This is a genomic window from Lysinibacillus sp. ACHW1.5, from assembly GCF_022014815.1.
GTDB lineage: Bacteria > Bacillota > Bacilli > Bacillales_A > Planococcaceae > Lysinibacillus > Lysinibacillus capsici.
Genome location: NZ_CP091777.1, coordinates 3,175,865 through 3,190,619 on the forward strand (window position 1 = coordinate 3,175,865; position 14,755 = coordinate 3,190,619).

11 protein-coding genes are annotated in these 14,755 nt (G+C 35.6%); 3 read left to right on the forward strand and 8 right to left on the reverse strand.

Features of this window, described 5'->3' with window-relative positions; genetic code table 11:
- Positions 1 to 3 precede the first annotated feature (3 nt).
- The 8 genes from L6W14_RS15830 to L6W14_RS15865 form a co-directional block, all read right to left on the reverse strand.
- Positions 4 to 1,452, reverse strand: a complete 1,449-nt coding sequence (locus L6W14_RS15830; protein ID WP_237898314.1) for an S-layer homology domain-containing protein — start codon at positions 1,450 to 1,452, stop codon at positions 4 to 6.
- A gap of 185 nt (positions 1,453 to 1,637) precedes the next feature.
- On the reverse strand, positions 1,638 to 3,299 hold the full coding sequence (locus tag L6W14_RS15835; RefSeq protein ID WP_237898315.1) for an epsilon-toxin family protein: 1,662 nt from the start codon (positions 3,297 to 3,299) through the stop codon (positions 1,638 to 1,640).
- A 133-nt stretch (positions 3,300 to 3,432) separates the two neighbouring features.
- Positions 3,433 to 3,606: a YjfB family protein gene (locus L6W14_RS15840; RefSeq protein ID WP_131520467.1), complete on the reverse strand. Its 174-nt coding sequence runs from the start codon at positions 3,604 to 3,606 to the stop codon at positions 3,433 to 3,435.
- A 136-nt stretch (positions 3,607 to 3,742) separates the two neighbouring features.
- On the reverse strand, positions 3,743 to 4,324 hold the full coding sequence (gene yihA, locus L6W14_RS15845; protein ID WP_004226613.1) for a ribosome biogenesis GTP-binding protein YihA/YsxC: 582 nt from the start codon (positions 4,322 to 4,324) through the stop codon (positions 3,743 to 3,745).
- Positions 4,325 to 4,328: 4 nt separating this feature from the next.
- Positions 4,329 to 6,653: an endopeptidase La gene (gene lon / locus L6W14_RS15850; protein WP_048395119.1), complete on the reverse strand. Its 2,325-nt coding sequence runs from the start codon at positions 6,651 to 6,653 to the stop codon at positions 4,329 to 4,331.
- Between the two features lie 229 nt (positions 6,654 to 6,882).
- Entirely contained in the window at positions 6,883 to 8,154 is a 1,272-nt protein-coding gene (clpX, locus tag L6W14_RS15855) for an ATP-dependent protease ATP-binding subunit ClpX (protein WP_036075657.1), read from the reverse strand.
- 682 nt (positions 8,155 to 8,836) lie between these two features.
- Positions 8,837 to 10,126, reverse strand: a complete 1,290-nt coding sequence (gene tig, locus L6W14_RS15860) for a trigger factor (RefSeq protein WP_048395116.1) — start codon at positions 10,124 to 10,126, stop codon at positions 8,837 to 8,839.
- 118 nt (positions 10,127 to 10,244) lie between these two features.
- The gene (locus tag L6W14_RS15865) at positions 10,245 to 11,228 is read right to left on the reverse strand and encodes a tetratricopeptide repeat protein (protein WP_131520466.1); all 984 of its coding nucleotides are present in this window, start codon (positions 11,226 to 11,228) and stop codon (positions 10,245 to 10,247) included.
- 214 nt (positions 11,229 to 11,442) lie between these two features.
- On the opposite strand from L6W14_RS15865, the gene L6W14_RS15870 reads away from it, so the two are divergent.
- From L6W14_RS15870 to qoxA, 3 genes are all read left to right on the forward strand, one after another.
- A complete protein-coding gene (locus L6W14_RS15870; protein WP_237898316.1) occupies positions 11,443 to 11,907 on the forward strand; it encodes a hypothetical protein in 465 nt (154 codons plus the stop codon).
- A 232-nt stretch (positions 11,908 to 12,139) separates the two neighbouring features.
- Positions 12,140 to 12,982 carry a DUF2785 domain-containing protein gene (locus tag L6W14_RS15875; RefSeq protein WP_131520465.1) on the forward strand — a complete coding sequence of 281 codons (843 nt, stop codon included), beginning with the start codon at positions 12,140 to 12,142 and terminating at the stop codon, positions 12,980 to 12,982.
- Positions 12,983 to 13,808: 826 nt separating this feature from the next.
- Positions 13,809 to 14,714, forward strand: coding sequence for a cytochrome aa3 quinol oxidase subunit II (gene qoxA, locus L6W14_RS15880; RefSeq protein ID WP_131520464.1), 906 nt, complete (start codon positions 13,809 to 13,811; stop codon positions 14,712 to 14,714).
- The last annotated feature ends 41 nt before the right edge of the window (positions 14,715 to 14,755 follow it).

Genomic DNA, 14,755 nt, shown 5'->3' on the forward strand with positions numbered 1-14,755 from the left:
TCTTTAGTTAAAGAACAATATGTCATCACGGTAGTTTTGTTTTAAGTCATCCTCTAAATATTTCAAGAATCGTTCTATAACAACTGACGCCTCTGCACGCGTTAGCGGTTTATTTGGATTAAAACGACCAGCAGTATCACCAATCATTAAGCCAAGTTCATTCGCTATATAGATGCCATCTCTTGCATAATTTGGAATCTGTTTGTCATCTGAAAATTTAGTTAAGTAACCAGGATCAGGTGCTCTATTTTCAAGTCCTAAGGCACGGACAAAGATAGTTGCAGCCTGTGCGCGATTAATCGCATTATCTGGCTTAAAGTAGTCAGCTGATACACCTTTAATTATCCCTTTATTTAACGCTGATTCAATATAACCGTAATCTTTGATAGAACGCTTCAAGTCTTTAAAAACACTTGTAGTAGGTGTCTTTTTTGATTTCTTTTCTTCAAACACACGTAAATCAACCGCTTTACCAATAGCCGTCGTAAAATCAATACGTTTCATTGGTGTATTAGGAGAAAAGAAGTTACTTGAATCTGAGTAAATACCTAGAGAATAAAGTTTTTCAATTGCTTCTTTCGCGTAATGGGTTGTTAAATCTCTGAATTTAGGAATGATAAGACGTTCAATTGTCGGCATGTACTCTGTATCTAAATCAAGTGTCCCTTTTTGTCCTGACGATAGGTCGTATGTATATTCAGAAATAACATCCTTTTCACTTACGACTGCATATCCACCTTCAAAACTCCCTAAGCTACCGAGATTTTCCTCATAATTTAAAACACGTGATTTACTTGTAGATAGACGATTTTTCACATGACTTGTTTTACCATCACTATAGGAATAAACAGATTCCGTGATTTGAGTTTCTGTCGCACCCCAAAAGTTCTCATAGCCTGCATGTCGACTATCTGTTTCAATTGTGACTGTGTTTTGAACAGCATTTTTTCCTTTTCCTGTTTCAAAAGCATAGGTTTTTCTAGAAATAATATTTCCTGAGTAATAATCAGAGGCTGCACGATTATCAGTAACTGTTCCTTGTGAAAATTGATAATCGACTAAGGAATAAGTAATAGCGCCAATTGTAATTTTTTCAGTGTATTTCTTCACTTCACCATTGGATGTTTTTTGACCAAGAACTGCATAATCCACTACATCTGATTCATAGGCAATATTTCTTGTCAATGTAGCGCCATTGCTTGCTGTTAACTTCATGTTATATGTTTCAGTTAATTTACCTTTTGATTCTTTTTGTGCAATTTTAATATCTTTACTTGTCCCTTTAAAAATAACAGGTGTCCCTGAAAGGAACACAGCTTCTTCATATGTATATTCGTTTTTTACAGCGCCTGTTGTTTCTAATGAAGCAGCTGATGCATTGAATGGAATAGTTGTTCCAATCAAAAAAACAGCAAGGACTAGAAACATTATTTTAGATAATTTTTTTTGCATTCGCTTTTCCTCTCTTTCACTGTGCATTTGCGTGCATAATGAAGCTTGTTTCTAATATCACTAAAAAAATCTACTCATCTTGCTAATGTATCCACAAGTTAGCCTATTCGAAGTAACTTCCTCATCTTTCGATTATGAAACATATTCGCATAAGACTCGCAGATTTTTTTAGTTTACTATTCATGCTAATCTACCAAAATAAAATGAGCTTTAACAAATCGATCTGATAATACAACTAAACGATCAGATGGCTGTAAGTCAGAAGCTTGAATTACCTTACCTGCTTTAATCAGTGTCGCTTGGTCAATATTCATATTAACCATTTCACCTGCTTCATACCAACGTCCATTTTGCCATTGACTAACACTCTTGACATTAATGACTGCAGGATACGTAGATTTCACAGACTGTAGTTTCCCTGCGAGCATTAGTGGGGCAACAGGTTTAGCCTTGTCTAGAATATGGAGAGCTTGTACATGGCCTTCTTTCACATAGAAATAACCATAATCTCCCTCAGATAAGTAAAGTTCAATATCTGGCATGACACTATATGTTTTATTGCCGTCATCTACCATAGCTTTCGTTGAATTACTAACTGACAGTACAGTACGATCTGCTTTCTTGAAAACATTTGATTCAATCTTCATCGCATCGTCAATTTCAATTACATATCCATCTGCTTGAGATAAGCGTCCATAATATAATTCATGACCTGCAAGATTAGGTGACATGAAGCTATCGCTTGTAACTTGTATTACTTGGGCATAGTGATCACGAGTAGCACCATCAGCCACGACAAAAGCAGTACCATATGCCATAAGACCAGTAGGTTCAATTAATCGTCCATTTCGAATTAAAATAGTTCCATTGTGGAAATACATTGTTCCTGCTGTTTTCAGTTTCAGTAGTTGGTAATCTGTATCAACAGACAGCATTGGTTCGTAATATGTTCTTTCATTATTTTTCAATACGACAATTTTCTCGATTACTTCCTTACCAAATTGTTTAACGGTCGCATAGTATGCTTCGCTACCTATATAATTTTTCAGCTGACCTTTCTCAACTTTCGTATTCCCAACATATATCGGTACTTTGGAAGTAAAAGGCATAGTTGAAAGATCATTTGTTGTTTGAGAGCCAAATTGCCAGTTAACAAAGGCATGTTGATTTTTCACGGTAAGTTTGTTGGCATTAGGATTGACCGCTTGTATCTCACCTTTATATAAGTTTTCAACGAGCGTGCCTGTTTCACTGATAGCTACCTTTGATATGACTGAGGAAGTTTTATTTTTGAAACTTAATTTAACGCGATCCCCTACGTATAATGCACTAATATCTGTTGCAGAAGAACCTTTTTGATAATTGGTTTCTTTGTTTAAATAGTATGTCGTTTCTGCGCCAACATCTGGTTTTACCATGATAAATAAACCATTTGGATCAATACTCGTTACGACACCAGCAGTTGTTTTACCGTTACTGCTTTCTGTTGATGGTACATTTGTTTCTGTTGGTGTATGAGAGGTGCCGCGAAGTTCAACAACACTTCTAAGAGAAATTTCAGCCTCGACTTCCATCCCCATCTTAAAACCCTCAATCGTTGTAGACGTATTATTAATATATAATCTAGTATTTTTATTAATATTAAACGTTACTGTTCGCCCACGATCATTTTCCAAAGTTATTTTACTAAGTTGCTTTTCTATCGTACCATCTGGCTTCGTATATTCTGAAAACGTTACATCAACAAATGTCCCTGTCACTAGTTGGGCAGCTTTAGCAGATTGATGAAAGGAAAAACCAACTATCATCAATAACGTAATCATCAGTATGTAAAAATATTTTTTCAAAAAACCTGCCTCCTTACTAATTATTAGTATATCGTATTATTGGTAGTTTTTCTTATTCGAAAAGTTACATTTTAGGCCTTCTTGAATTTATTTCTAAAACAAAAGTTGAGATAGCTTTTAACTTCAACCTACTTCATATCTGAATATCAATTGTATGTCCGGCTGTTGGATGTGGAGCATCTAACATTTCAACTAACTGTTCTGTATTTTGCTGTTGCATTTCCATTGTCTGTTTCGTAACAGCTAAAGATACATTTTGCATAAGTGCTGCTTGGTTCATTGTCATCGATAAAGCTGCGATATCCATATAGTCCACCTCCTCTCTAATTTATCGGACAAATAGTTTCATCATCAAGTATTTTCCCTAAATTTCTACATCACCTTGACTGAAAATACAAAAACATCTATTGTCCTAACGCTTTAGATACAATAGATGTTTTTTATTACATTTTATTTTCGATTGTTTTCCAAGCTTCCTCAAAGCCAAGACCCGTTTCTGAAGAGAAGACAATAAGAGGATCACTTTTTTCCAACTCCAGCGTCTCTTTGACAATTTTCTTATGTTTATCCCATTTACCTTTTGGAATTTTATCTGCCTTCGTTGCAATGACAATGCAAGGAATATTGTAATGCTTTAAAAAATCATACATCATACGATCATCAGCTGTTGGAGGATGTCGCAAATCTATAATTTGTACGACTGCTTTTAACTCCTGACGTCCTGTAAAATAGCGCTCGATCATTTTTCCCCATGCCTCACGCTCTGTTTTAGAAACCTTTGCATAACCATACCCTGGAACATCTACAAAAAATAGCTGCTCTTCAATCTTATAAAAGTTAAGGGTTTGTGTTTTACCAGGCTTAGATGAAATACGTGCTAAAGCTTTACGTCCGATCATTCGATTAATGAAGGAAGACTTTCCTACATTCGAACGACCCGCTAATGCAAATTCTGGCAGTCCATCTTCTGGATATTGGTCTGGTCGTACCGCACTAATGACCATTTCGACATTATGGACTTTCATTTTTTTAAAAACCTCCGTCCAGCGCATAGGCTAAAACTTCATCAGCCGATGTCACTAGTTTAAATGTTAGTTGCTCACGTACACTATCAGGAATATCCTCTATATCACGTTCATTATCCTTAGGACAAATGATTGTCGTTAATCCCGCACGGTGAGCGCTTAATGTTTTTTCTTTTAAGCCGCCGATTGGCAATACACGGCCACGCAAGGTAATCTCACCTGTCATACCTACCTCGCGGCGAATCGGACGATGTAGAATAGCCGAAACGATAGCTGTTGCCATTGTAATACCAGCTGATGGTCCATCTTTTGGTACAGCACCTTCTGGTACATGGATATGAATATCATGAGTATCAAAAAATTCTGCATCCACATTAAGGTGTTCCATCTTCGTACGAACATAGGATAATGCTGTTTGAGCAGATTCCTTCATTACTTCACCAAGCTTACCAGTAAGTTGCAACTTCCCTTTACCTGGCGTTAAAGAAACTTCAATTTGTAATGTATCTCCACCAACTGTTGTATACGCAAGTCCAGTTGCGACACCCACTTGATTTTCCTTTTCAGCCTGTCCATAGCGGAAACGATGTTTACCGAGTAAATCTTGTAATGACTTTGAGCTAACCGTTACGCGTTTTTTCTCACCAGATACAATTACTTTGGCAATTTTACGGCAAAGCGTAGCGATTTGTCGTTCTAAACCACGCACTCCTGCTTCTCGAGTATAATAACGTATAATATCAGTGACTGCTTCATCTTTGATTACCACTTGTGTTTTTTTCAAGCCATGCTCTTTCAACTGCTTTGGTATAAGATGATTTTTTGTAATTTGAGCTTTCTCGATTTCAGTATAGCCCGCAATAGAAATTACTTCCATACGATCTAATAATGGTCCTGGGATGCTACTTAAATCATTGGCAGTTGCAATAAATAACACATTAGATAGATCATATGGTTCCTCAATATAATGATCACTAAATGTATTATTCTGTGCAGGGTCTAAAACTTCAAGCATAGCTGCTGCAGGGTCACCTCTAAAATCATTCGACATTTTATCGATTTCATCTAATAAAAATACTGGATTAATGGTACCTGCTTTTTTCATTCCTTGAATAATACGTCCTGGCATTGCACCAACATACGTACGTCGATGTCCGCGAATTTCCGATTCATCTCGAACACCACCTAAAGAAATACGAATAAACTTTCGATCTAAACTTTCGGCAATGGAGCGAGCTAATGATGTTTTACCAACACCTGGAGGCCCTGCTAAGCATAAAATAGGTCCTCGCAGTGAATTTTTCAACTGACGTACTGCTAAATATTCTAGAACACGTTCTTTGACTTTTTCTAGTCCATCATGATCTCGGTTTAAAATATTTTCAGCATGGGCAATATTCATGCGATCCTCTGTAGCATTTGTCCACGGTAACGATATAAGCCAATCAATATAATTGCGAATAACACCGCTTTCTGCACTAGCTCCAGGTATTTTTTCATAGCGATCTAATTCTTTCAGTGCTGCTTCCTTTGTTGTTTCTGGCATACCAGCTTCGTCGATACGCTTCCGTAATTCTGCAACTTCTCCAGTTTTCCCTTCGCGATCTCCCAGCTCCGTTTGAATAGCTTTCATTTGCTCACGTAAATAATATTCCTTTTGCGTACGCTCCATTGACTGCTTTACTTTGGAATTAATCTTCTTTTCTAGATCCAATACTTCCTGTTCATCATGCAAGCGAATAATTAAATGATCTAGTCGTTTTTTAACGCTTAGCATTTCTAATACTTCTTGCTTGTCGGCAATTTTAAACGGCAAATGAGAAGCAATAATATCTGCTAAACGGCCAGGCTCTTCAATATCCGTTACAGTATTGATCGTCTCAGTCGTAATTTTATTGGAGGATTTAGCATATTTTTCAAAATACGTCAACAATGTCCGCATCAATGCTTGTGTTTCTACATCTTTTTCTGTTGACTCCTCTTTAATCTCAATATCGACAACCGTATACTTCTCTAACGCACGATAGTTTTTCCACGTTGCACGAGCAACTCCTTCTACAAGGATACGTAACGTGCCATTCGGTAATTTAAGCATTTGTTTGACATAAGCAATTGTACCAACTGAATACAAATCTTGCTCTTCAGGTTGTTCATCGTGCATTTCTTTTTGTGTTACCAATAAAATCATTTGGTCCTCTAACATTGCCTGCTCAAGCGCCGCTACAGAACGATTTCTACCCACATCAATATGTAACACCATCGATGGGAATACTAAAAGTCCACGCAAAGGCAATAATGGTACATTTGTTGTTTTTTGTATTGTCACCATGCGGGCATTCACCTCCGTCAAAATTTTCATGTTAACATCCCGCGCTACTAGTATGTGTTTAAAAAGTTGATTCACACTAGATATTGAAGCGAGCCAAAAATTTCTTCAAGTTACAGCTGCTTTATGTAGGAATGAATAAAAAGCTGACTGTCGATATGTGCGAATATTGCACAATCGAAGTCAGCTAATTACTCTCTATCTCACAACGGTAGACAGCCACGTCTATTCATTATGCTGAAGTTTTAGTGTCGCTACCTTCATCGAGTTCAGTGCCATCTTCAAGAAGCAATTTCGGTTTTTCTTTATCCGTAATTGTTTTTGCTGTAATGATACATTTTTTTACGTCTTCACGTGAAGGTAATTCGTACATTACATCAAGCATTGTTGACTCAATAATTGAACGAAGACCACGCGCACCTGTTTTACGTTCAATTGCTTCCTTAGCAATTGCTACAAGAGCATCTTCATCAAATTCAAGCTCAACGCCATCTAATTCAAGCATTTTTTGATATTGCTTGGCTAGTGCATTTTTCGGCTCTGTTAAAATTTGTACTAGTGCTGCTTCATTTAATTGCTCCAGACTCGCAAGTACAGGTAATCGACCAATGAACTCTGGTATTAAACCAAATTTCAATAAATCCTCAGGAATCAGCTTGGACATGATAGAACCTTCATCTACATCTACTTTATTCGGATCTGAACCGAATCCTATTACTTTTTCACCCTGACGTCGTTTAATGATGGTTTCAATACCATCAAATGCACCGCCAACAATGAAAAGAATATTGGTTGTATCGATCTGTAAGAATTCTTGATGAGGATGTTTTCGCCCTCCTTGTGGTGGAACACTTGCAACTGTTCCTTCAAGAATTTTTAGGAGTGCCTGCTGAACACCTTCGCCGGAAACATCTCGTGTAATAGATGGATTTTCCGACTTACGTGCAACCTTGTCAATTTCATCAATATAGATAATCCCTTTTTCAGCGCGTTCAATATCATAATCAGCTGATTGAATTAACTTTAATAAAATATTTTCAACGTCCTCACCAACATAACCTGCTTCAGTTAAGGAGGTAGCATCCGCAATAGCGAATGGAACATTTAAAATACGTGCTAACGTTTGAGCTAATAAAGTTTTACCGCTACCAGTTGGGCCGATTAACACAATGTTCGATTTTGCTAATTCAATATCATCAATTTTACTATTCGTATTGATACGTTTATAGTGATTGTAAACTGCGACTGCCAATGCTTTTTTAGCACGCTCTTGTCCAATTACATACTCATCTAAAATCGTTAAGATTTCTTTCGGTTTTGGAATATCTTGGAATTCGATTTCCTCTTCTACACCAAGTTCCTCTACAACGATCTCTGAACAAAGCTCGATACATTCATCACAAATATAAACACCTGGACCTGCAACTAATTTACGCACTTGTTCTTGTGGTTTTCCACAAAATGAGCATTTTAAATTGCCTTTTTCATCATTAAATTTGAACAATATGTTTCACCCCTATTCAAGCAACAATCTTACAAGATTATTGAACCTTTATCAAATAAATTGTCTGCATCATTTACGCCTCAGTAATTATGCATGTGTAGATTATAACGCATCGTCATGTACTTTACTTCATTTGTCTTTCGAAGCATGCTATAGGAACCTGCTTACTTCGCCACCTTATACTGCTATAAAGTTACATTTATTCACTTCCGACACACTACAAACTACTGATCTCTATTTATAAAATCTACTACATTCATCAACCAAGGGTATATCAATCAAAAAATAAATTTTATATAGTTAGAACCTTTCTGAATGAAGTTAAGTTTAGCATCGTATCAATTTCGCCTTGACTCTAATAGCGTCCGGACTTCCAACAAATCCTTGACGCCTGCCAGCAGGCACTATCTTCATCCAGTCGTGGTTTAAACACACACTAAAAAGGTTAAAAGGCTTACAGCTCGCCATCTATGTGAGATGGGAGTTTTTTGTACCTAACATTATACTTTGGATACAAAAACATCTGCTGAATGAAGATAAAAACTAAAACAATACTATGTATAAGTGAAGTATAAAGTGAATTAAATGTTAAGGGGACTGATTGCTAAGAGTTTATGTGATAAAACAAGGCACGGATGAATGCCGTACCTTGTTTTTTTGGGCTATCTAATTACACAAAATCTTATTCAGTAATTTTAGCGTTTTCTACTAAAAATTCAACTGTTTTTTGGATTTTGATGTCGTTTTCAAGTACTGCTGTTCCACCTAAAGCACTTGTGATTTGATCTTTTGTCATGTTAAATTGAGCAGCCATTTTTTCTAATTCTGCTTCAATATCAGCTTCAGATGCTTCAATTTTTTCAGCTTCAGCGATTGCTTCAAGTGTTAATGATACACGCACACGGCTTTCAGCTTCTTCTTTCATTTGGCCACGTAAGTCTTCTTCTGATTGACCAGAGAATTGGTAGTAAAGGTCTAGGTTCATACCTTGCATTTGTAAACGTTGACCAAATTCTTGTAACATACGATCAGTTTCAGAGTTGATCATGCCTGCTGGTACTTCAAAATCAGCATTTTCAGCTGCTTTTTCTACAAGCTCATCACGAAGAGCTGCATCTGATTCTGTTTCCTTTTGAGCTGCAGTTTGTTCTTTAATTTTAGCGCGTAAAGCTTCAACGCCTTCAACTTCTGGATCTAATTCTTTTGCAAATTCATCATTTAACTCAGGAAGAACTTTTGTTTTAACTTCTTTCACTGTTACTTTGAAAGTAGCTTCTTTACCAGCTAATTCAGCTGCATGATATTCTTCTGGGAATGTAACAACAACATCTTTCGATTCGCCAGCTTTAACACCAACTAGTTGCTCTTCAAAACCTGGAATGAATGAACCTGAACCGATTTCTAGTGGATAGTCTTCACCTTTACCACCTTCAAAAGCTTCTTCACCAACGAAACCTTCGAAGTCGATTACAGCTGTATCACCTTCTACGATTGCTTCGTCTTCTTTGATTTCAAGCTCTGCTTTACGAGCTAATTGATCTTGAATTTGTGCATCTACTTCTTCATCCGTTACTTCTACTGGAAGTTTAGATACTTCTAGACCTTTATAGTCTCCTAGCTTTGGTTCTGGTTTCACTGTTACTTGTGCAGTGAATGTGAAATCTTGGCCGTGTACAAAGTTTTCTGTACCAGCGATTTCTGGGTAATCAACTGGCATAATTCCAGCTTCATCAATTGCTTTTGCATAAGATTCAGGAACGATGATTTCTAATGCATCTTGGTATAGAGATTCGATACCAAAACGTTGTTCAAACATTTTACGAGGCATTTTACCTTTACGGAAACCTGGTACGTTAATTTGTTTTACAACTTTTTTGAACGCTTGGTCCATTGCTGCGTCGATTTCTGCAGCAGGTACTTCGATTGTAAGAGTACCGATATTACCTTCTTGTTTTTCCCATTTTGCTGACATGTATAAATACCTCCAAATAAATAATCAAGTTTAGATGTTAGACAATTCATTCGTAACTACGATTTTGACAACCATTTTAGTATAACATAGATGTGTATAGTTTCAACTTATTTCATACCTAATGTAGTTCTGTTAGCTTTTCTAACATTTGTAAAAAGTCAATGATTTCATAGTCCATTTCTTGTATATTTCCAAGCATTGCTAAGACAAAATCAATATAACTATAGGCAACATCATCTGCTTCGAACGGGTGCCATTCAAATGGATACGTTACAATGGCATGCTTTGCCATTAAATATTGTACCATTTCTAACGTTGATGGGTCTTGCTCTAGCTTCACTTCTAGTATATTTTTTATTTTTCCATACTGCGGTAGCTGGTTAGGCAATACTAATTCAGTAGGATTAACAATTTTAGTTTGATTAAATTTGGACACTATAACATTTATAGCTACTTCTTGTTCTACTAATAATATGAGTGCTAGACTCTGGACAAACGGATGGATCGTCGAACATTCAATAATTTCTTTCAATGGCTCTTTTAATTGTCTTACATTTGTATCCATAAGTCGATGTAAGCGAATGGATTGCTCATTCGGACTAAGTGTCCTGAATTTTTCAAGGTCATATTCCTGTTCTTCTATTAAACGTTGTGCATTTTCCTTTTTTTCTAGATTCTTAGACACTTCACTATTCAAATTTTTTAAGCGTTCAAATTTTTCAATTTGATCCAGAGGCAAAACATTTTCTTCAAGTAGGGTTGTAATTAATGACTCTACTTGATGATATTCTTTTAACTGCATGCATACGGTAATGTACAATTCCATGATTTCTACATAAAATGACGTACCCAATGAAAATAATTGCTCACAAATATTCTTTGTCTTGCTATAGTCCTTCAATTCATACAAAGCAAAAGCATAGGCACTAAGAGCAAGTTCATCTCCATCTTCGTACATAAATGCCTTTTCAAAACTCGCCACCGCTTTTTCATACTGAAAATTTTCAGCAAACATATGTCCTTCACGTATTAAAGTTTGGACAGCGCCCGGAAAAACAACAACATTGTCATGTTTAATGACATGACGCTTTCTTTTTGTCATTTTTCTCACCTCATTGTTCTAATTTTTCATTTCTGCTATTTACTAAAAAATCCACAAGTTTCTTGTTTTTAACAAAAAATCATTGCTTTTGCATTCATATTTTGTAATAAATTGTATTATAATTAGAATAGTCTAAAATTTACTACAATTCGCAGACGCTCCCCCTTTGTTGTCTGCATCAAGAAAATCAAGTTCTTAACAAGGAGTGGAATCCATGCAATTACTTGATACAATTACAGAATTTGATCATTGTATCTCATCTGCATTCGAGGCATTATCGATTAAAGTCATTTCAATTTCTACAACGGACGGCCATTTTCAAGATAAGCCGATAGAATTTGAACTTTTAACACGCACCAAAATTGATGTCTACACACAAGAAGCCAGCACCTATATTTTAAAAATTCAAGGGTGTATTCCTGGATCTATTGCACTTGGTCATCAAAATGAGTCTCTTTCCATTATTCCTCAAAAAGTAAACATTGAATGTAACTACAAGCTGTTACATGTTGATAAAAAAGATATGCAGCAGATTTTACAGCATCCTGAACCAAATCGTCACTATAGTGAATGGCTCATTGATGCAATCAAAAATGCTAATATTCTTGTCGAGTTAAAGACGAATCAACACACGCTCACTGAATGGCCAATTGGCATTAAATCAGCAGTCATTATTTAGCTAGACAAAGACATACTTAAATAGGTATGTCTTTTTTATTGTTCACATTTTAGTTTTACCATTTTATTGCGTTTCTATCATAACAACTTTCTATAGTTTCTGGAAATAATATTGTAAAAATTATGTGACATTCTAACTGTGCTTAATTAAAATGAAGGTTTCAAATTTATCCCTTCGAAATGAAATGGCGCTATAATATATAGTACAAAAATAAGTTGGGGGCTTTTCTAACATGGATATTAAAGAAACATTACAGTCTTTTTCTACAATGACACTGTCTGAGCGTCAGACATTTATGTTCCAGCATAGTGATTGGCTATTACAGGAGATGTTAGCCCATATTGGCTCAGTTGATGCCGAATTACGAGACCACCTCATTTATCGCACCTTTGTTGATTTACTAAGTGATAATTTATTGAGTTCTCAACAACTTCAATATTTGTTTGATACAGTTACGGGTGAGGATTTTTTATATTTACATATCGGAGATAAAACAGAGGATAGTGTCTTTACTCGTTCGTTTTCCGCATTACTAGTTGCAGGTCTTCTTGCAAAGGACGCTGAATTACTCGTTTTAAGAGATGAAGACCTACAATTGTTCTTTAAAAAAATTGGCCGTTATTTGTTATTAGAACAGGATACGAGAGGATATGTTCAGGAAAAAGGATGGGCACACAGTATTGCACATGGTGCAGATTTAGCTACAACAACAATAAAACATCCAAAATTCGATTTACGGTATGCACCATCCATTTTACATGCATTAAAACTTGTCACTTGGAAAGAAACAGTCTTTGTTAACGATGAAGAGGAACGTTTAATTAATATAGTGGATGCATTATTGCTTCAAAATTACTCAGAGGAAGCACTAATCGAATTTGTTGAGCAGGCTTTTGATAAATTTGAAATGCATTTAATGACACAAGGTTATAATGAGCTCTTCTTTAGTGGAAGAACTTGTACCTTAAACTTTATGAAAACACTATATTTTTCTTTGAAAATGAATAATAAAGCGCCACAGCTTCAAAATACGATTTATGGACAAGTAGCCAAATGGCTGAAGCTTGGTGATTGACAGGTAATTTTAAAAATGCTGAATTACACCGCTTAATTCTTGATAACATAAATTTTTTCTAAAATACTAGCAAACTAAGAGCTGGCTTAGTTTGCTTTTTACTTTTCAAATAAAACAAATGAAGTAAAAATATGGATATTAAAGAAAACCAGTTATTATATTAACATAATTAATATTTCGCTCCATTTATTCCCTCCTCACTCATTCCTTTCATTGAAAATTCAACCTATTGTTTCCATAAAACGTCATTGCATCTACTCCTTTTTTGGATAAAAGGCAAATAAAAAATCCCAATAGGTCTGGTATGACAATGATTTTATTACAAAACAGCGTCTAAAATGTGAAATACCATTTTTCACATTTTAAATTATTTACTTAGGTAAACATCAGGAATGCAGTATTTTCAACGTTTCCACAGTGTTTAATAATTAAAACCTATAAATACCAATACTAAAATAACGATTTTTGTTCAAAAAATGTTCAAATTCAATACCGCTATACTATCATTTTCATAACAAAATTATGTTTTTTCTTAAAAACAGGGCGTATAATCCAATGTGCAAACAACGAGAGATTGTGACAATCGTAGGTAACCAAGTATGTATTTAAACGATTGCGCAAATCATTGATTTTGCTAACGCTTGCATCAGATCAATCAACACTAGATTTTATGTTTCATATTGAACCATGCCATTGTAATTTCTTATGTTGTTGATTGATACGCCAAGATAAAAGAGGTGACCTCAGTATCAACTATTTGTAAATGTGACACTGACAAAAAACACATGAATTTTATGAATAGCCGTTCTATAGAAAGGAGTCAAACATGAAGAAAAAATTAAGTTTAATGTTAGTAGCATTGAGTGCGATTGCTCTTCTTGCTGGATGTGAACCATTAACAGTGTTCAATCCAAAAGGACCTAATGCTGAAACATTATCAAACACAATTATCTTATCCATTATTACAATGGCCTTTATATTGCTAGTCGTGTATGTGCTTTTAGCCTTTATGCTTACAAAATATCGCGCATCAAAAGCAGCTGCAGATTATGAGCCTCCTCATGAAGAAGGAAGCCATCTGCTTGAAATTACATGGACAGTAATTCCAATTATTATCGTAGCATTTTTAGCTGTTGTGACAGTAAGAACAACATCTACAGTAGAAGCTCAACCAGCAGGTTATGACGATAAGGAGCCTTTAGTGATTTATGCATCATCATCAAACTGGAAATGGCACTTTAGTTATCCAGAAGAAGGTGTTGAAACAGTTAACTATGTAAACATTCCAGTGGATCGTCCAATCGAATTTAAGCTTTACTCATTTGGTCCAATTACTAGTTTCTGGATTCCTCAATTAGCAGGTCAAAAATATGCTATGAGTGATATGTTAACAACCATTCACCTTGCAGCAGATGAAGTTGGTTCATTTATGGGACGTAACTCTAACTTTAATGGACGTGGCTTTGCAGAAATGGAATTTGAAGCACAATCTATGACACAAGAAGACTTTGATAAATGGGTTGCTGATGTTAAAGCGAAAGAGGCACCATTAACAGAAGAAAAATTTGATGAGCTGTTAGAGGCAGAACATGTTGGTCGCCAAAGCTTCTCATCTACACACTTAGACTTTAGACCAGCTCCAATGGAACATGGTAAACACATGAATATGGATGAAATGGATCATGGGGATATGTCTGAAGAAGACACGAATAATGAACATTCTGGTCATTAATTTGATTTTATCGTTGAACGAATCGAGACATTAATTTTTAA